The 17,920-nt window shown below is 55.3% G+C and carries 18 protein-coding genes; 7 read left to right on the top strand and 11 right to left on the bottom strand.

The window, feature by feature from the left end; all coding sequences use genetic code 11:
* The first annotated feature begins 131 nt into the window (after positions 1-131).
* Both AC5Q5A_RS11950 and AC5Q5A_RS11955 read left to right on the top strand, forming a co-directional pair.
* A complete protein-coding gene (locus AC5Q5A_RS11950; protein ID WP_063089129.1) occupies positions 132-1,385 on the top strand; it encodes a PQQ-dependent sugar dehydrogenase in 1,254 nt (417 codons plus the stop codon).
* A complete protein-coding gene (locus tag AC5Q5A_RS11955; protein WP_493895417.1) occupies positions 1,385-1,996 on the top strand; it encodes a c-type cytochrome in 612 nt (203 codons plus the stop codon). The genes AC5Q5A_RS11950 and AC5Q5A_RS11955 overlap by 1 nt, the downstream gene beginning before the upstream one ends.
* 36 nt (positions 1,997-2,032) lie before the next feature.
* Here the strand turns inward: AC5Q5A_RS11955 and AC5Q5A_RS11960 are convergent, their stop codons facing one another.
* The 6 genes from AC5Q5A_RS11960 to AC5Q5A_RS11985 form a co-directional block, all read right to left on the bottom strand.
* Complete coding sequence (locus tag AC5Q5A_RS11960) at positions 2,033-3,313, bottom strand: transporter substrate-binding domain-containing protein (protein WP_493895418.1); 1,281 nt, start codon at positions 3,311-3,313, stop codon at positions 2,033-2,035.
* Between the two features lie 167 nt (positions 3,314-3,480).
* Positions 3,481-4,050 (bottom strand): DUF2889 domain-containing protein, encoded by a 570-nt coding sequence (locus tag AC5Q5A_RS11965; RefSeq protein ID WP_493895419.1) that lies wholly within the window; start codon positions 4,048-4,050, stop codon positions 3,481-3,483.
* Between the two features lie 213 nt (positions 4,051-4,263).
* Positions 4,264-4,713 (bottom strand): CBS domain-containing protein, encoded by a 450-nt coding sequence (locus AC5Q5A_RS11970; protein ID WP_493895420.1) that lies wholly within the window; start codon positions 4,711-4,713, stop codon positions 4,264-4,266.
* A 253-nt stretch (positions 4,714-4,966) separates the two neighbouring features.
* Positions 4,967-6,241: an HlyC/CorC family transporter gene (locus AC5Q5A_RS11975; RefSeq protein ID WP_008889896.1), complete on the bottom strand. Its 1,275-nt coding sequence runs from the start codon at positions 6,239-6,241 to the stop codon at positions 4,967-4,969.
* 179 nt (positions 6,242-6,420) lie between these two features.
* Positions 6,421-7,536 (bottom strand): 3-dehydroquinate synthase, encoded by a 1,116-nt coding sequence (gene aroB, locus AC5Q5A_RS11980; RefSeq protein WP_493895421.1) that lies wholly within the window; start codon positions 7,534-7,536, stop codon positions 6,421-6,423.
* A 4-nt stretch (positions 7,537-7,540) separates the two neighbouring features.
* Positions 7,541-8,152 (bottom strand): shikimate kinase, encoded by a 612-nt coding sequence (locus AC5Q5A_RS11985; RefSeq protein WP_338177437.1) that lies wholly within the window; start codon positions 8,150-8,152, stop codon positions 7,541-7,543.
* A gap of 387 nt (positions 8,153-8,539) precedes the next feature.
* Here AC5Q5A_RS11985 and AC5Q5A_RS11990 point away from each other — a divergent pair, with 387 nt between their 5' ends.
* From AC5Q5A_RS11990 to AC5Q5A_RS12010, 5 genes are all read left to right on the top strand, one after another.
* On the top strand, positions 8,540-8,677 hold the full coding sequence (locus AC5Q5A_RS11990; protein ID WP_165374927.1) for a hypothetical protein: 138 nt from the start codon (positions 8,540-8,542) through the stop codon (positions 8,675-8,677).
* A gap of 1 nt (position 8,678) precedes the next feature.
* Complete coding sequence (locus AC5Q5A_RS11995) at positions 8,679-10,745, top strand: antifreeze glycopeptide (RefSeq protein WP_493895422.1); 2,067 nt, start codon at positions 8,679-8,681, stop codon at positions 10,743-10,745.
* A 27-nt stretch (positions 10,746-10,772) separates the two neighbouring features.
* Positions 10,773-11,723, top strand: coding sequence for a site-specific tyrosine recombinase XerD (locus tag AC5Q5A_RS12000; protein WP_493895423.1), 951 nt, complete (start codon positions 10,773-10,775; stop codon positions 11,721-11,723).
* A 258-nt stretch (positions 11,724-11,981) separates the two neighbouring features.
* Positions 11,982-13,781, top strand: coding sequence for an EAL domain-containing protein (locus AC5Q5A_RS12005; protein ID WP_238538672.1), 1,800 nt, complete (start codon positions 11,982-11,984; stop codon positions 13,779-13,781).
* A 128-nt stretch (positions 13,782-13,909) separates the two neighbouring features.
* Positions 13,910-14,263, top strand: a complete 354-nt coding sequence (locus tag AC5Q5A_RS12010) for a hypothetical protein (RefSeq protein ID WP_493895424.1) — start codon at positions 13,910-13,912, stop codon at positions 14,261-14,263.
* Positions 14,264-14,278: 15 nt separating this feature from the next.
* Here AC5Q5A_RS12010 and AC5Q5A_RS12015 read toward each other — a convergent pair whose 3' ends face one another.
* From AC5Q5A_RS12015 to AC5Q5A_RS12035, 5 genes are read right to left on the bottom strand one after another with little or no spacing between them, the layout of a single operon-like run.
* A complete protein-coding gene (locus tag AC5Q5A_RS12015; RefSeq protein WP_493895425.1) occupies positions 14,279-14,938 on the bottom strand; it encodes a DUF459 domain-containing protein in 660 nt (219 codons plus the stop codon).
* A complete protein-coding gene (locus AC5Q5A_RS12020; RefSeq protein WP_493895426.1) occupies positions 14,935-16,293 on the bottom strand; it encodes a CCA tRNA nucleotidyltransferase in 1,359 nt (452 codons plus the stop codon). The genes AC5Q5A_RS12015 and AC5Q5A_RS12020 overlap by 4 nt, the downstream gene beginning before the upstream one ends.
* A gap of 30 nt (positions 16,294-16,323) precedes the next feature.
* On the bottom strand, positions 16,324-16,611 hold the full coding sequence (locus AC5Q5A_RS12025; protein WP_008889887.1) for a hypothetical protein: 288 nt from the start codon (positions 16,609-16,611) through the stop codon (positions 16,324-16,326).
* 23 nt (positions 16,612-16,634) lie between these two features.
* Entirely contained in the window at positions 16,635-17,279 is a 645-nt protein-coding gene (locus AC5Q5A_RS12030) for a CoA pyrophosphatase (RefSeq protein ID WP_063089139.1), read from the bottom strand.
* The gene (locus tag AC5Q5A_RS12035) at positions 17,276-17,857 is read right to left on the bottom strand and encodes a DUF1285 domain-containing protein (protein WP_063089140.1); all 582 of its coding nucleotides are present in this window, start codon (positions 17,855-17,857) and stop codon (positions 17,276-17,278) included. Before AC5Q5A_RS12035 ends, AC5Q5A_RS12030 begins: the two co-directional genes overlap by 4 nt.
* Positions 17,858-17,920 lie beyond the last annotated feature (63 nt).

The following is a 17,920-nucleotide window of genomic DNA, read 5'->3' on the forward strand; positions in this document are numbered from 1 at the left end:
CACATAGTGAAATCAACCTAGACGTTCATACCGATTAGGCGCAATGCTTACACACAAGCCGTGCGAATGGTGAAATTCGCGCGGCACGGATGCCGGTCAATGGCATCCGCGACAATCGGGAGGACTACGTAATGACGAAACGCCTTCTAATGGCGAGCATTGCGCTTGCCATGTCCGGAACCGCCTATGCGCAAGCACCTGCGCCGGACAATCTTGAAAAACTCTCCAACTTCCAATCAACCGGAACGACAGAATTCACCGTCATCGAACAGGGTGGTGATTACGCCGAAGGGATCAAAAAGACCCTTGAGCGCATCAAGCTTCCTGATGGTTTCAAGATCGGTCTTTATGCCATTGTCCCCGATGCCCGCCATATTGCCGTCGGGCCACAGGGGGTTGTGACCTTTGTTGGCACGCGCAAGGACAAGGTGTGGTCGGTAACAGACCGCAACAAGGACCGTGTCGCCGACGAGGTCAAGGACTTCGCCCCGTCGCTTCGATTTAGCATCCCGAACGGTCCGTGTTTCTCGTCTGACGGGTTCCTGTATATCGCCGAACAGAACCGTGTTCTGGTGTTCCCGGCGGCCGAGTTCTTCTATGAAAGCCCGGACGTTGCCGCGTTCAACGTGGTTAAACAGGGTGACCTGATCCCACCCGCCGAGGAAAGCTATAACCACACCGCGCGCGTTTGCAAAATCGGCCCGGATGGAAAGCTTTATATCTCGCTTGGTCAGCCGTTTAACGTGGCACCGGAAGACAAGCTGGATCTTTATCGCGAGTGGGGAATTGGTGGCATCATCCGCATCAATACCGATGGCACCGGTCGCGAAGTCTACACATACGGGGTGCGCAACTCCGTTGGGCATGACTTCCATCCGGTCACCGGTGAATTGTGGTGGACCGATAACCAGGTCGATGGCATGGGCGATGATATCCCGCCCGGCGAGATCAACCATCAAACCGCCGCAGGCCAACATTTTGGCCATCCTTGGTATGGCGGCGGTGATGTCCGGACCAATGAATATGCCGGTCAGGAAGTGCCGTATGATGTGGTCATGCCTGCGGTTGAAACCGTGGCCCATGCCGCCGACCTTGGCATGAGCTTCTATACCGGCAACATGTTCCCGGCCAAATACAAGAACGCGATCTTTTCGGCCCAGCACGGATCGTGGAACCGCACAACCCCGGTGGGCGCGCGGGTGATGGTGACCTTCATTGACGATGAAGGCAACGCCACCATCGAACCATTTGCCGAAGGCTGGATTGACGAGAACGAAGAATATCTTGGCCGTCCGGTTGATGTTGCCCAATTGCGTGATGGCTCGATCCTTGTTTCCGATGATCTGGCCGGTGCGCTGTATCGCATCTGGTATGAGGGCAATTGATGCGCAGATTTATGATCGCACTCCTCGGCGGGCTTTTGTCCGCCGGGGGCGTGTCTGCTGTGGCAGCCCAAGATAAGTCCACGCCTGATGCGGACGCCCTTCAGGATGGCCGCAAAGTTGCCGGAATGTGTCGCACCTGTCACGGGCTTGATGGTCTGGCACGCATTCCGATTGCGCCGCATATCGGGGGCGAGCCGGTCGATTATCTGATCGCCCAGCTAAACGCCTTCAAGACCGGCGACCGCGAACATGAAATGATGACCGTGGTGGCAAGCGGCCTGTCTGATGATCAGATCAGCAATGTTGCGCTTTGGTTCAGCCACTTTGAGGTATCAGGCACCCTGCCCGCCGACACATCCGACGATGATGCGCCCGAACTTTGCGTTGGCTGTCATAGTGCGAATGGCATTTCAACACTGGAAGACGCCCCCAATCTGGCGGGCGAGACCAACATTTATATCGAAACGCAACTCAAGGCGTTTCGCACAGGCAAGCGGGTTCATGACGTGATGACACCGATTGCCAAGGACCTGACGGATGCGGAGATGCAAGCCGCAGCAGACTGGTACAGTAATATCGCGATTGAAATTTCCGAGCCGCCCGGCAAGTAATCCGGGCGATTTACCCATGCCTACCGATGCCTGATTTCAGCTTTCCGGACGCAGTGCTGCAGAAACGTTCAGGCCCACCGTCAGGGCGGCAAGTGTCTGACCACTATCCGGGTCAATGATCGGCACCGTGATTTGCGACAGGAACGCACGGGTCGAGGCGTCATACCAAATATCAGTGATCAATGCCTTTTCACGATTAAGGATATCGATCATCTGAAACTGGGCTTCGTCACTCTGATCAAAATCCGATGTCAGGCGGCTCATGCCGATGATCTGACCATGGGTGTCAAACACGAATGCCTCTGCCACTTGTTCACCAATACTGGCCTGAAACGTGCGAAGGTATTTTGACAAATCATTGCCAAGGATTTCCGTCGCGATTGCACTGGCGGCACCTTCGCGCGCCAGCGTGATCCATTCTTGATCGGTAAGACGTTTTTGATCGGCACCCTGTATTTCTGTCCCATCCAACTGGTTAAAAACATGGCCCAAAAGTTCCGGCGAACTTGCAAACTGGCGAATACCGGGCAGTTGAACATTCTGGATTGCTTCGCGTTCCCAGGCTTCCAAATGCATCGGGCGGGTTTCACAAAATTCCAAAACGGCATTGAGGTCATCAAGCAGTCGCGGGAAAGTCGCAACGTAATGTTTGGAAAAATACACAACCAGTGGCACATAGCGCTCGAACTGCACCCGGAACTTATCGGCTGTCAGTTGCAGTTCCTTGCGGGCGAATTCAAAACTGTGCTTATCGACAAGGGCATATTCGACCCGACCTGCTGCGACTTGCCCGACCAGTGACGCAATCGAAGGTACGCGCATCACATCCGTGTAACCCTGTTCAAGCAGCCATTCGGCCTCGTTCGATCCCAGTATCGCCCCGACAGTTGAAAAATCACCAGGCTTGGGCCGCCGACTGACACGGGGATCATCCGATTTGATCGCGGGCGACACCCAAACCCATTTTTCAAGCGCCAACGGATTTGACGCCACGGCGTATTCGTCCATCGTGTCGCTGATGCGGGCCAAAAAGAACCCGTCAGCCTTTCCGGTGCGCACCATTTCGCGGTTACGTTGGCGGGGTGCAATCGCCAGCCCATAGCCAATATCAAGCCGATCAAACACACAGTTCAGGATCGAGACCGAATATCCGCTGAGTATGCCGTTCTGAAGTTCCTGATAGGGAGGGTGCAGGTTGGTCTGCAAGATCAGGAAGCCATCCTGTTCATCAAGATTGGCTTGTCCGGCTTCTGCCTGCGGCGATGCAAGATCATGTGCCTTCGCCATGGATGCCGTCAGAAGCAGTATGGCAGTCAAGCAACAACAGAACACCGCCATTTCAAACGGGTGCAAGAAGCCTTTGCAATCTTTCTCGTTATTGGCGTTTCCACACCGGCGCAACATGAACACACGCCACCTGACAATTACACGTTACGGACCATTTGGATATTGGACCGCACAGATGCACTTGCAAGACGCCCCGGTTAATCGTCACCGGTATAGAGTTCCGGGGATATCCGTTTGACGGCAGGGCCGTCACTGCGCCAGCCATGGCAGGTATTGATCAAGGGATTGCGTCGTGGCGGCTTGTCATCGTTTTCATCGCGCGCCTGGAGGGATTCCTTGGCAAGGATCGGGAAAACTGTCTGAAACGCCGTGGTCGCAACCGGGCCCATCAATTCATTCAGATGCGTACAGCCATAAACGCCCCCTACCCGGTCACGGATCTGTTTGCGCAGGCCCGGGCCAAGCTTCAAACCGACCAGCTTTTCGTAATTCGGGGCAATCGCATCGCAGGCCGAAAACGGGGCAAAGTCGGTTACGGCCTCGACCTCGCGGATAACAAGATCATCGCCAATGGTAACGCGTATCCACATCCCGTGGACCGGCTCGCCAGCGGGGATTTCACCCCGATCATGATTGGAAAAACCATAGGTTTTGACATCGGTGATGTGGCCCTCGATATCCCAAAGGCCATCTTTGCGCCGGAACCCCTGACAGGTCACCGTGCGGGTATGGATGTGTTCGCGTTCTGCGGGGCGGGACAGTGGCATCGGAATTTCTCCTTTACGTAAACGTAAAGACGTTCACCTGCATGCTGTCAAGTCGCAAACGCATTTTCCGTCATTCCCGCCGCCCAAACCTGGCGGCGAAAGATGGTCACCGGAATTTCGGGAAATTCATCGGAATTCTTCACGGCGCACAGGCCTGACGGGGAATTCCCGATCAGGCCGATGCCATATGCTGCTTACAGAAAACCGGTGGCTTCAGGCCACGCCGTAGTCCGAGCCGAAGATGAACTTTTCGCGTTCCCGCACATCTTCTTCGAGTTGGCGTTTGACCACGTTAAACAGGTCACGGATCGACACCATGCCAACAACCTTGTCGCCATCGACAACCGGCAGGTGGCGGTATCGCCGTGCACTCATCAGATCAAGCGCACTCATGGCGGAATCATTCGGACCAAGCGTATCGGGATCAGCGGTCATGACTTTGGAAAGCGGTACAGATGCCGCATCCAGCCCCTTTGCCACCACGCGGTTGACAAGGTCACGCTCGGTAAAAATTCCAGCCAGTCTGGCGTTGTTATCAACGATGATGACAGCGCCAATCTTACGCTCGGCCATCATGGTGACGGCTTCCATTACGGAATCGGCGGGGTTGAGTGTCGCGATGGATTGTTCCTGGACCACACCCGGTACAATTTTAGTATCCATGCATCTCTCTCTGCAGGTTGCTGTTGCCACATGCCCAAACCCGATCAGATCATCTGGTTTCACACTGACTGACGTCACATAGAAATGACGTCACTGGATGACACAGTGTGACGGGCCCTTATTTGCAAGTGGCCCTGCAATCCTTTGGGTCAAGACCCTGAAACAAGAGTTTAACCCATAAGTAGATAAAGCTGAAATTTTTTACGCTATAGTGGTTTGCCGGCAACACACCGGCAAATCGGGGGAAGAAGGTTTACTCCTGCTCTTCCCCAGCCGGATCCGTCACCGCACGCAAGCGCACACGGGTGATCTGGTTGCGAATACGCCGCAGCACTTCAAACTCAAAACCGTGGAAACGGAACTGTTGCCCGACATCGGGAATACGCCGGGTTTCGTATAGCAAAAGACCCGCAACGGTTGCGGCTTCTTCATCAGGCAGACGCCAGCCGAAGCGACGGTTCAGGTCGCGAATGGTGACATCGCCACGCACAATGACCGATCCGTCGGCTTGCGGCTGTACACCAACTACTTCGACGTCGGTTTCATCGGCAATATCGCCAACGATTTCTTCCAGAATGTCTTCAAGCGACACAACGCCTTCGAAAGCGCCATATTCGTCAACGACGATGGCAAAATGTTCGTGCCGTTCCTTGAACGCCTTGAGCTGGTCGGCAAGGGTGGTTGAATCCGGGATGAACCAGGGTTCGGAACTCAGTTCGCGGACATCCTCGGCGCTGGCCGGCTTGGCCCCGCGTACAATCGCCTTGAGAACTTCACGCGCATGCAGAACGCCGACAATGTTGTCCGGATCCTTTTCGTAGATCGGAATACGGGTGTGCGGACTTGCCAGAACCGTATCAAGGATTTCTTCCATCGGGCGGGAAATGTCGATCATTTGCACCTTGCGACGGTGCACCATGATTTCCCAAACGCCGACATCTTCAAGATCAAGCACCCCGTGCAACATCGTGCGTTCGGCATGATGGTTACCGACAACCACGTCATCGGCATGCAGTTCGATCGCACCACGCAATTCGCGTTCGCTATCAAGACCGGGGCCCTCGCCACTGCCAAACAGGCGCAGGGTGGCCTGCACCAGGACCTGAATGGTCTGGGTGATCGGCGCGAACAGAACGACAAGGATGCTCATCGGGCGCGCGACCCGCAGCGCCATGGTATCGGCATGCTGAAGCGCGTAGGTCTTTGGCAGAATTTCCGAGAAAATCAGAACAAGTGCTGTCATCACAGCCGTCGCATAAACGACACCGTTTTCACCAAACAGTTCGATCATCACCGATGTTGCAAGGGCAGAGGCCAGAATGTTGACCATGTTGTTGCCAAGCAGGATCGCGCCCAGCAGCCGTTCCTGATAGCGCCGTAACCTGTTGACGATTGCGGCCCGAATGTCACCATCCTGTTCCTTGTGATGCATGACCGGACGCGACGCCGCCGTCAGCGCGGTTTCCGAGCCAGAAAAGAATGCCGAAAGCATCAGCAGCAAAAAAATCACGACAATCGTGATCGTCATTCAGGGCCGTCTCCAAGCGGTGATTGCAACAGAGCAAGTTTGTTCTGTGTTCATCTATAAGGTCAAATGCCGTTAAACAAGTTAACAACAACACATTGGCGGCAAAGTCACCACCGCGAAGTGACCGCCACCATGCACGTCCATCGACCCACACGCATTGTGGATCAGAATAATCTAGATCAACCGCGGCAGGATCGGGTGATCGCCGCACGCATTTTTTCAACATCCATTGCCTTGGATGTAAATGCCTTGCCGATCCCGCGGGTCATGACAAAGGTGATCTCGCCATCGCGGACTTTTTTGTCGCGCGACATGTGACTGATCACCTTGTCGATATCCCAATGCATGCCGGTGACCTCAGACGCCGTCACCGGAAGGCCCACCGATTTCAGATGGGCAACAATCCGGTCTTTCTCGCCGGCAGGCGCCATACCCATGGCACCACACACGTCATGGGCAATCACCATACCCATGGCAACGGCTTCGCCATGCAAAAGTTTCTCGCCATATCCTGTTTCGGCTTCCAGCGCGTGGCCAAAGGTGTGACCAAGGTTCAAAAGTGCTCTCTTGCCGCCTTCGCGTTCATCCTCGGACACAATGCGGGCCTTCGCCGCACAGCTTTTGATGACGGCCTGGCGGCGCTTAGACCCGTCTTTATCAAGAACCGCCTGACCGTTTTCTTCAAGCCAGGCAAAGAATTCCGGATCATCGATCAGGCCGTATTTGGCAATCTCGGCATAACCCGACCGCAATTCACGTGCTGGCAAGGTATCAAGAACCGAGGTATCGGCCAGAACCAGACGCGGCTGATGAAACGCACCAATCAGGTTCTTGCCCGACTTGGAATTGATCCCGGTCTTGCCACCAACGGAGCTATCAACTTGCGACAGCAAAGTGGTCGGGATCTGAACGAAATCAAGACCGCGCAACAGAGATGCCGCAACAAACCCGGCAAGATCGCCAACAACCCCGCCACCCAGGGCAATGATCAGGGTGGAGCGTTCGATCCCCATCGCCAAAATCTGTTCGACGACATTTTCGAACATGGCAAAGCTTTTGGACTTTTCACCAGACGGCACGACGACTTCGCGGTGAGGAATGCCCGCCCCGTCAAGCGATGCCAGCACGGTCGGCAAATGATTGTCCGACAGTGCCGCATCGCTGATCACGACCACACCGGCCTTCTTGACGAACGGGGCAATATATTTGGCGGTATCGGCCAAAAGGTTGCTGCCAACAAGGATGTCATAGCTGCGCGCGCCAAGTTCGACGCGAAGGGTGTCGTGATTGCTCACTCTGTCAGGTTCCTGTCTTGATCACTTGACCGTTGTCATCAAAGGAATTGGCAAGCAGTTCAAGAACCGCATCGCGGGTGGCTTCCTTTGAGGATTCATCACAGTCGAAAATAATGTCTGCCCCGGCATAGACCGGGTAACGCGTCTCGATCAGATCCGCGAGAATTTGTCGGGGATCACCGTTATTAAGCAACGGGCGATGGGTCCGCCCGCTGGTGCGGTGCATCAGCAGATCAAGGTCAGCACGCAGCCAGACCGATACGGATTTTTCGAGGATTAATTGTCGGGTACGTTCGCGAATGAACGCACCACCGCCTGTGGCCAACACGATCTGTTCGCCATCAAGCAAACGGGCAATTACACGTTCCTCGCCGTCGCGAAACGCCTCTTCGCCATAAAGCTTGAAGATATCGGCGATCGAGCAGCCAGCGGCTTCTTCAATTTCGCGGTCGGCATCGACAAAATCCAGTTTGAGTTCCTTGGCGACCATACGGCCGATGCAGCTTTTTCCTGCACCCATCAGTCCAATGAACACCAATGTCCGGCCTTTCAGGCCGTCCCGAATTTTGGCGATCACGTCTTCGTGCAAACCCGACTCGGCAATGTTGCTGTCCATGTTCGGTTTGCAGTCCTGTGGTTCAATCATTGAGATACAAATTACCCAAATCTTTAGGCCAGCTTGCCCCCGAACGCAAGCAAACCGGACAGAAAACACGACAAAAATACTGCGCCAAATTGCCCCTTTCAGTCACTTTAGGCATGCCTTTGCATCGTTTTGCCCAATGTTGTTCTGCGTGATGGCATTAACTCTCTGTGAGTAACAGGCACTTATACTGCCTTTAAGTTGCCGAATTGGAGTGCGACCAACCCAATGCGATGACAGGTTCAAGATACTTGGACGGATCGCCAAAATGATTGGCGGTTGCGGTTCTTGCATCTTTGATTTTCGTCCGCATACTGGTATTCGCGTCCATCGCTTAAACGCTTCGAAGTCTGGATTAAAATGAGAATTTTATCGCGCATCATCCTGTTGCTGGTTATCGCCGTGATTGCCGGCGGTGCCACTTTCCTGGTGACCTGGGACATTCCTGCCCCGACCGCCCAAATCGAAGAAACCATCCCGAATTCGAGGTTTAACTAAGATGACATTGCGTTCCCGCCTGTTAATGCAGACCTGTGTACTGGCCATGATGACGGGAACGGGACTTGGTTCCGCCCCTGCAAGCGCGCAAAACTCGGCCCCCGTGCCGTTGTTTTTAAAACAGGAAGCAGAACAGGACGCGGAACGCCAGGTTGCCCCAAGCCCGACAAATCCGGAGGCCACATCGGCCCCACGATCAGGCGGCTTCGGCAATACGTCATCTGGCAATACCCAGACCGATACATTCCCGTCGGATCCGAACGCGGTGCAATCTCTGTCGCTTGGCGCAGTCGACGCCGAGGCCGTCGGGACAATTGATCAATCGCGCGGTGGCCTTGGCACCGATATGTGGAATGGCGCCACCCGCCGGTCTGCTGCACAACTGATTTCAGAATTGCCAGCGACCCCGGCGACCCATGCTGCACGTGACTTGCAAAGACGCATGCTGCTGTCCGCAGCCGCCCTGCCTCAGGGGTCGGCTGATATCAGCCTGCTTGAAGCACGTGTTGCGAAGTTGATCGACATGGGCGCGCTTGATGACGCCATCGAACTTGTCCGCGCCGCCCCGCAAGGATCGCGCGGCTCGATGCTGGCACAGGCAGAGGTTAACGCCCTTCTGATCGGTTCAAACATCGATGCGGCGTGTGACGCGATTGAAGGTTACGGCGCAAGTTACGAGGAACTTTTCTGGCTCAAGGCGGCGGCGATGTGCGCGTTTTACGCCAATGACCCGACTTCAGCAGCCTTCAACGTCGATCTTGTGCGTGAAATGGGTGGCGAAGGCGATGCCACCTTCTTTGGTCTGGTTTCCGCAATCCGCAGTGGCAGCACTGCCGATGCCGAATTGCTAACCGATTTGCGCCCGATCGATCTGGCTCTTCTGGCGGTTGCCAAACAATCGATCCCGACCAGCCAGCTTGAAACCGACAATCCAGCCGCGATCATTGGCATCACCACCGCCGATGCGACTGCGACCGATGTTCGCCTTGAGGCCGCCCGCAAGGCTGAAAACCTCGGCCTGATCAGCCCGGAAAAGCTGGCTGATGTCTATCAGTCGGTGAATTTCGAACCGACGGCATTGGAAAGCGTTCTTGATGATGCCAGCGAAGGCATTCAGGCGCGCCAGTATGCAAAGCTTTATCAGGCCGCGGCACAAAGTGATGTTGCTGCCGCACGGGCCGAAATTCTGGCCGCCCTGTTTGAAGCCGCGGATTTTGAAGGCGATTTCATGCAGGCCGCAAGGCTGGCAGCACCGCTGATGACCGACATTCCGGTGAATGGCGACTTTTCGTGGTTTGCTGTTCCCGCCCTTCGGGCATCAATTGCCGCAAACAATTTCGAGCGGGCAGAGAACTGGCTTCAGGTTGCCAAATCATCGGCGAATGCCTCAAACGACATTTCATCACGCCTGAGCCTGCTTTATCCGGTTCTGGCGATTTCCGGTCTTGAAGAAACCGGTGCCGTTCGACCGACAGCTATGGCAACGGATGGAAGTTCTTCGCAGAGTTTTGGGTCTGATCCGCAATCCGGCCCGACGCAAAACTTTGGTCTCGGTGGTGCCGTCGTGCCGGGCGCACCGACATCAAGTGGCGGCATGGCATCGGCAACCGTCATACCCAACTCGGCCTCGGCGGAGGATGTGCAAAGTGCATCTGATCGCGCAGCCGCCCTTGCCCGTCATCGTGCCCGCATGGTCGAATGGCAGGAAATGCAGGCTGCGCGCGGTGATCAGGCCGCGGCAAGACGTTATAGCGAACTGATCTTCAACCTGTTTGAAGGTTTCGGCATCGAAGTCCCCAATACGTTGTGGGACAGCATTCTGACCGCGCCCTATGCCGAACAACGCATGACAACCAGCAGTGCGGTTTCGCATCAACTCAACGCAGCTGCGGCTGCGCGGCAAAAGGCGAAAACCGCGGCCTTGGCCATTCAGGCCCAACAGGTCGCAGCCGTTGATAATGCCGACCCCAAGGTCCTGAGCGATACCGTGACATCGCTTCTGATCATCGGGCAGGAAAATGACGCGCGGCGTCTGGCGACAGAACTGCTGATGTCGTTTAATCAGTAGGCTCTTTAATCACTGGCAGGACCGGTCATGGCCAAGGCACTGACAAGCTCGTTGATATCGGCCTTTCTGGAAATGATGGCGGCTGAACGCGGGGCCAGTGTGCACACGCTTGATGCCTATCGGCGTGATCTTGAAGATTATGCGTCATCGCTGACTGCGGGCAAAGCCGATCCGGTATCGGCAAGTGATGCGGATGTCAGACGCTATATGGCCGAACTGGGATTTGCCGGGCTCGCCCCGCGCACACAGGCGCGACGCCTGTCGGCCTTGCGACAGTTTCACAAGTTCCTTTATTCCGACGGGTATCGCAATGATGACCCGTCGTCGAATATCGATAGCCCGCAACAGGGCCAGACCCTGCCAAAATTCCTGTCGATTGAGGAAATTGATCGTCTGATCATCGCCGCCACCAATCATCCGGGCATCAAGGGCAAGCGGTTACTTGCGATGGTGGAGCTGATGTATGCCACCGGCATGCGCGTTTCGGAGCTGGTCGAGCTCCCCTTTGCCGCAGCGGCGCGTGATCCGCAGATGCTGATTGTGCGCGGAAAGGGCAGCAAGGAACGGCTGGTGCCGCTTTCCGATCCGGCCCGTGATGCGCTGCGTGATTATCTTGAAGTGCGTGATGCCTTTATTCCATCAGACAAATCAAACGGCCAGGTGGATCGCCCCGGGCAATCCTCATACCTTTTCCCGTCACGGGGGAAAACCGGGCATTTGACCCGTCAGATGTTTCTGAAGATGATCAAGGATCTGGCGATTGAAGCCGGTGTCCCGCCATCAAAGGTATCGCCGCACGTCTTGCGCCATTCCTTTGCCAGTCACCTTCTCGCCAATGGTGCAGATTTGCGGAGCCTGCAAAAGATGTTGGGCCATTCGGATATCTCGACCACGCAGATTTATACCCATGTTCTCGAGTCACGGCTGCGCGGACTGGTTCAGGAACATCATCCGCTGGCCACACGGGCAATTGGTTAGTCGAAGCAGTATCGGGTTCGTCGATTTGTCTAACCCCTTTGTATAGAGACCCAGCCGTTTCTTGATAAAAAAGCGGATGTTTTCTGCGGATGTCACATATTCGTAACCCCACTGTCATGAACTTGTTGTCATATCTGGGATAACAGCAAACCTCGGAACTTCTAATTCTCACAACTTCCGGGAAAGCCGACCATTTTGAAGATCGGGGTACTGCATTTGACCTTTGATGCAGATGAACAGTGGATATCCGACCGACCCATGACCCAACCGGTCATGCTCCGTAACTGGCAGCAGGTCGTCGAAAAAGTCGACTTCGCCTTCCAGCCCATTGTCAGTCCGCACACCGGTCATGTTTTCGGCTATGAGGCGCTTTTGCGGCGCTGGGAAGAAGCCGGATTTACATCCATTCAGGCGCTGTTTGATACCGCATGGGATACTGGCAACCTGCACAGTGTCGATATGATGCTGCGCGCCAAGGCGATTGAGAAGTTCGCGCGTTTCCCCGGCGCCAAGCGGCTCAAGCTTTTTTATAATTTCGACAATCGCGTCGTTAAGACCGAGGATTATCAACCCGGTCAGACTGCCGCCCTGCTGAGCGATGCCGGACTTGAACGCGATACCATCTTCCTTGAGATTTCCGAACGCCACGACATCAGCAATGCCGGCTACCTCAAAGACATTCTGGTGCGGTACCGCAGTCAGGGTTTCAAGATTGCCATTGATGATTACGGCAGCGGCTTTGCCCAGTTGCGTGCGCTTTATGAATGCGAACCTGACATCATCAAGATCGACCGGTTTTTTATTGATGGCATCGACCGTGACCGTCGCAAGGAACTGTTTGTCACGCAAATCACAGCGTTCGCCCACATGATCGCAGCCCAGGTCGTCGCCGAAGGTGTCGAAACCCGTGAGGAGTTCCTGTGCTGTCGGCGTTTGGGCTGTGATCTGGTGCAGGGTTTCTTTATCGCGCGCCCGTCACTCGATATTCCCGAACAGACCGATATTGTGTCCTCAGCCGCCGACATCGCGGCAGATTCGCGCCGCCAGTCAGATCGCGATGATGATGTTGTCAGGTCCTACCTGCTGGAAACACCGGCCCTGCCGATTGATATCAATCCGGTCGATATCCTGAGCTACTTCCAGCAAAATCCGGATATCTCGCTGGTGCCGGTCGTCGACCATGACGGCAAGCCGTTGGGCATTGTCCGGGATTCAGAATTCAAGGCGTTTATCTACACGCCGTTTGGCCGTGAACTACTGCAAAACCCGGCTAACCGGGCAAATATCAAACGTTTCCTGCGTCGTTGTCCGGTTGCCGATATCCGCACCAGCCTGTCGGAGCTTCTTGAAACCTTTGTCGCGACCGAGGCGTTGGATGGGGTGATCCTGACGGAAAACGACCAGTATCTGGGTGTTCTGGATCAAAGTGCACTTTTGCGGGCGGTCAATGAGCGCAATACGCTAAATGCGCGCGATGAAAACCCGTTGACCCGCCTGCCGGGCAATAGTGCGATTTACCGCTATGCCGCCCGCGCCCTGGCCGAGCCGCGCCGACGCCGATTTGCCGTTTATTTCGATTTCGACAATTTCAAACCGTTCAATGACCAATACGGTTTCCGTCAAGGTGACCGCGCGATCCTGCTTTTCAAGGACATCCTGGGCAAGGTCCTGAGCCAGAATGACTGGTTTGTTGGCCATATCGGCGGCGATGATTTCTTTGCCTATGTGCAATCGATTGATTTTGAGGATGCGGTCGCGGCTGTCCAACGCGTTCAGGCCATGTTCGATGCCCAGATCAAAAGCTTTTATGACCCGGAAACACGTGAAAGTGGATACCTGACCGGCAAGGGGCGCGATGGGAAACCCGCACGGTTTGATCTGATGAGTGTCAGTGCTGCACTGATCCGGATTCCGGCAGAACGCACCGACATCACGCTTGATCATATTTCGGTCGAAGCAGCAAAACTCAAGGCGCTTGCAAAGACCAGTCCACGCCGATTCGCGGCAGGTATTTATGACCCGGACAGCAACAACGCCAGCGAACCAAAACTTCTTTGATCGCTTTTTCAAAGACTTGTCATTTTTGTCGCTCTGAAGCGCAAATTAGGGCTTCAAATCCGAGTCACTCTGAGTAATATTCCGGCCGAATTAAAAACACCAATCGGTTCAAACGAGCAGTTCCGTCAATGGTAAGTATCGCGCCTTTTTCTGATCTTTCGCTGTCCAATCCCGTCCGCCAGACCAGCCCCATCGCCCAGCAACGTGGCGATGAGCAACGGTTTGCCGAACAAAACCGGATTATTGATGGGACACGCGCCTCTGTCCTGACATCGGATCAGGAAATCGAGCGCGCTGTTCAGTCCTATCAACGCGACCGCAATGAACAAAAGCAGTTCCTGAAAGACGGCGAACAGAAAACAATTTCAGACAGCTATGTCGAAAAGATCTCATCGCCGACATACAGCGCATCTGGCGATCCGTTGAACAACCTGACCTCGGGCGCCGGCGGTCGTGGCCAGTATTTCGATATTCTGACCTGATTGGTTGCCCGACCCTTAGTCGTCTAACGCCGAAAGACCAATGGTCTTTTGCACAGCACCCCATTCCCAGATCAGATCTGCCAACCGGTCATAGCCGAACTTGTCGGGATGATATCCATCGCCGCGCCGTAATGCGCGTTGCCATGTATCGTCTTCAAGCGTCGTGGCAAGCAGATCAAGATAGGGCACATCAAACCCGCGCGCAGTTTCGAGATAAATCTGGTTCAGCCCTTCCAGACGCTGGTTGATTTCCTGGCTGGATTTGCTGCCGTTAATCACGGCCTGTGGCCCGACCCAAAGGGTCGGTGCCAATTTGGAAGCAGCCCCGATAATCTCGGCGGCGTTGGCGGCCGACTTTGCCGGGGAAACCCGCATGGTGGTTTCCTCGCCACGGTCTTCGGCATGGTTGGCGTCATTCACCCCAAAACTGAAGATCAGGACCGTCGGGAATTCTTCAACCATGCGAAGGCTGGCTTCAACCTGCCAGCGGGCCTTGAGCCCCTCGGACGTTTCAGCGCGAATACCAAGATTATAGATCGTGACGTCACGCCCGGCCTCGTCCAAAAGACGCCGGGCCAAACGCATCGGCCAGCCGCCCTTTTCACCGTCGCGAACACCATGAACCAGACTGTCACCAAAACAGCAAATCCGATGTCCAATTGCGCCTGTCGTCATTCTTTCTCCTCATCGCCTGCCGTGATCTGGCGGGCAATATAGTCCATCAATTCATCCCGACCGGGCTGGAAATCGCGATCGATCCAATATTCCTCGGCCTGTCTTAAAAGCGCCCCGACATGCGGCCCAGCAGGTGCAAGGCCAGCTTTTAGAATATCGCGGCCTTGTATCGGCAATTTCACCGGCTGCCAGTTTGCCGCGGCCTCAATCAGGGCTTTCCATTCGTCATTTTCTGCCCGTGTGCAACGTGGTGGCACAGCGGCGCGCGTGCTCCATGCCAAGAGTACGGCATCACGAAATGCGGGGGCCCCCATCCGGTAAAGATCGCGGCGCACGATTTCTGGCCGCAATTTCGGATCAATCAGCGGCGCATGCGCAACCATTTCGGCGAAACGGTCGGTTTCTTCGTTCGACAATCGCAAATCACGCGCAAAGCGTTCGGCTGCTGCCAGATTGTCTTCGTTATCATCGCTGTTACGTCGATCACCCCCCGGCGCAAACAGTGCTGCAAGACGGCGCAACGGATCGGGCTGGATCGCCGGATCGGCAAGGGCGGTGCTATCAAGCCACTGCATGATGCGCAGGCAATCGGTGTGGATCAGTGTGGGTAGAATGGCGGGTAGAATGCCAAACCCGATCATGTCATTGATCGTGCCAGCAGGACTGCGCGAGCGCAGAAGCTTGAACATCTCGTCGCGAATACGTTCGACCGAAATATCATGAAGGCCGTTTACTGCCTTGCGGCAGGCTTCCGCCCCGACGGGATCAATCGGCGGGCGGCCAAACCAGGCCTGAAAGCGGAAGAACCGCAAGATGCGCAGGAAATCCTCGGCAATGCGGTTTTCGGCCACCCCGATGAACCGCACCCGCCCGTCGCGCAAATCGGTTTCGCCATCAAACGGGTCATAGATCGTGCCATCAAGGTCGCAGTAAATGGCGTTGAAGGTAAAATCACGGCGCTTGGCATCTTCAAGCCAGCTGTCGGTAAAGGCGACTTCGGCATGGCGGCCATCAGTCAGGACATCGACCCGCAACGTCGTAATTTCATAGGCCCCGGCATCAGTAATTGCCGTGACAGTTCCGTGCTTCAGGCCGGTGGGAATGACACGAATACCCGCCTTTTCCAGCGCGGCCTGCGTTTCCTCGGGCGCGAGATCACAGGCAATATCGACATCAACCAGATCACGTTTCAGCAACGCATCACGCACAACGCCACCAACAAAGCGTGCACAACCGCCTTGCTGCGCAATGGCATCAAACACGCGGGCCGTATCATCGGCGACCATGATCCCGTATGGCCGCAATCTGCCGGTTACTTCGAGTGCTGTCATCGCTGCCTTGTTGCCACCAGTCATATCAAGTGCCACGACGGTGGCTGGGCTGTTCTATTCCTTGGGTTCGAAATAGCCCGGCTCGACCACGCCGTCACGCAATACTGGCGCATGATAAATGGAATCGGGCGGCGCACCAGTCCCAAGTGCAGTGAAAATCAGGATTGCAGCGGTCAGCAACACGCCCAAACCAAACAGCATCAGCCACGGCCCCTTGTTCCATGGCGGGATGATATCGTGACCTTCACGGATGGCCTTGGCACGGGCCCATTTCAGCCACAGCCCGTAAATCACAAAGGGCAGGATCAGAGGTAGACCGATCTGGATGATTTGTCGCAACATAAAGCTCTGTCCTAATATTCGGATTAACGGTTAAGCGATGGTGCATTGGCCCGGATGACTTCAGAAAAGTTGACCAGCATCCCGGCGGTCGCGCCCCAGATGTAATATTCGCGATACGGGATCGCAAAATACCGCCTGCGGGTGCCCTCGAACGTCACGGTTTGCAGTTTCTGATTTCGCGGATCAAGAATGAAACTGAGCGGCACTTCAAACACTTCGGCCACTTCGTGGTCATCGGGCTTAAGATCAAATGGCGGTGTAATCAGACCGACGACCGGGGTCACCTGATAACCGGTCACGGTGTAATAATCATCAATCCGGCCGACCAGATCGATGTGACGGCGGGCAAGACCAATTTCTTCCTCCGTCTCGCGGAGCGCGGTTTCTTCAAGGGTCGCGTCGAATTCTTCCTGCCGCCCACCGGGGAAGCTGATTTGACCTGCATGGTCGCTGAGGTGATCAGTACGCCTTGTCAGGATCACATGCAAACCCGCATCGCGTTTGACCAGCGGCACCAGAACGGCTGCCGGACGCGAAATCAGTTCCCCGTCAGCAAATGCACGTGCGCGCGATTTCGAACCCGGAAAGTCCACCGCATGGTCGCCACGGCGCTGCAAAACATCGCCAGTTGGCGCGCGCAAGGCGGCAACGATGTCATCGGGTGTCATTCCGTGGCCTCCATCCGACCGATCTCAAAAAACTTCCCATGACTGTAAACACCGATACGTATCATGTTGTGGTCAGGGTCACTAATTTCTTCGGCCAATTCGACCAATTGATAGAATACCGCCCGGTTCAGGCGCGCTTCAAGGCCGCGCTCCAACCCGACATAAGGCGATGGTTCGTCGGTTTCGGGGTCGTGTTCGACGCGCAGGGGATGATCATCATCAAGTTCCACCCACTGGTCGATATTGGTCCGAAAACGGATATTCTGATCTTTGCCTTCGCCTTCGTTTTGCATTTCAACTGCGATAAAGGCGACGTCCTCGACCTCGATCCGGGCCATCTCGGCCGGGGTTACCAACCAGTGCCCGCCTTCCTCATCACGCTGCAACACGGAAGAAAAAAGCTTAACCAGCTCAATTCGGCCAATCGGACCACCTTGATAGAACCAGGTTCCATCCCGACCTATAGACATAGGGATATCGCCACAGATTTGTGGGTGCCGCCCGGTGTCGGGCTTCTGCCCGCGCAAGCGCGTCCACAACTTCTCGGCGAGATCGATGGTTTTTTGGTTTTCATTCATGCTGTAGAGTTGATCCTGAACCAGACGTTTTCCCGTTATGCTTATGCGATTTCATCTGCGTTC

It is taken from the genome of Thalassospira sp. CA1 (assembly GCF_059052855.1).

Excerpts from the sequence above, each read along its gene's own strand:
- AC5Q5A_RS11970 (WP_493895420.1), bottom strand. The coding sequence starts at position 4,713 with ATGGATACTAAAATTGTACCGGGTGTGGTCCAGGAACAATCCATCGCG.
- AC5Q5A_RS12015 (WP_493895425.1), bottom strand. The coding sequence starts at position 14,938 with ATGACGACAGGCGCAATTGGACATCGGATTTGCTGTTTTGGTGACAGT.
- AC5Q5A_RS12035 (WP_063089140.1), bottom strand. The coding sequence starts at position 17,857 with ATGAATGAAAACCAAAAAACCATCGATCTCGCCGAGAAGTTGTGGACG.
- AC5Q5A_RS12025 (WP_008889887.1), bottom strand. The coding sequence starts at position 16,611 with ATGTTGCGACAAATCATCCAGATCGGTCTACCTCTGATCCTGCCCTTT.
- AC5Q5A_RS11995 (WP_493895422.1), top strand. The coding sequence starts at position 8,679 with ATGACATTGCGTTCCCGCCTGTTAATGCAGACCTGTGTACTGGCCATG.
- AC5Q5A_RS12030 (WP_063089139.1), bottom strand. The coding sequence starts at position 17,279 with ATGACACCCGATGACATCGTTGCCGCCTTGCGCGCGCCAACTGGCGAT.
- AC5Q5A_RS11990 (WP_165374927.1), top strand. The coding sequence starts at position 8,540 with ATGAGAATTTTATCGCGCATCATCCTGTTGCTGGTTATCGCCGTGATT.
- AC5Q5A_RS11985 (WP_338177437.1), bottom strand. The coding sequence starts at position 8,152 with ATGGACAGCAACATTGCCGAGTCGGGTTTGCACGAAGACGTGATCGCC.
- AC5Q5A_RS11965 (WP_493895419.1), bottom strand. The coding sequence starts at position 4,050 with ATGCCACTGTCCCGCCCCGCAGAACGCGAACACATCCATACCCGCACG.
- AC5Q5A_RS11975 (WP_008889896.1), bottom strand. The coding sequence starts at position 6,241 with ATGACGATCACGATTGTCGTGATTTTTTTGCTGCTGATGCTTTCGGCA.
- AC5Q5A_RS12005 (WP_238538672.1), top strand. The coding sequence starts at position 11,982 with ATGACCCAACCGGTCATGCTCCGTAACTGGCAGCAGGTCGTCGAAAAA.
- AC5Q5A_RS12000 (WP_493895423.1), top strand. The coding sequence starts at position 10,773 with ATGGCCAAGGCACTGACAAGCTCGTTGATATCGGCCTTTCTGGAAATG.
- AC5Q5A_RS11950 (WP_063089129.1), top strand. The coding sequence starts at position 132 with ATGACGAAACGCCTTCTAATGGCGAGCATTGCGCTTGCCATGTCCGGA.
- AC5Q5A_RS11955 (WP_493895417.1), top strand. The coding sequence starts at position 1,385 with ATGCGCAGATTTATGATCGCACTCCTCGGCGGGCTTTTGTCCGCCGGG.
- AC5Q5A_RS12010 (WP_493895424.1), top strand. The coding sequence starts at position 13,910 with ATGGTAAGTATCGCGCCTTTTTCTGATCTTTCGCTGTCCAATCCCGTC.
- AC5Q5A_RS12020 (WP_493895426.1), bottom strand. The coding sequence starts at position 16,293 with ATGACTGGTGGCAACAAGGCAGCGATGACAGCACTCGAAGTAACCGGC.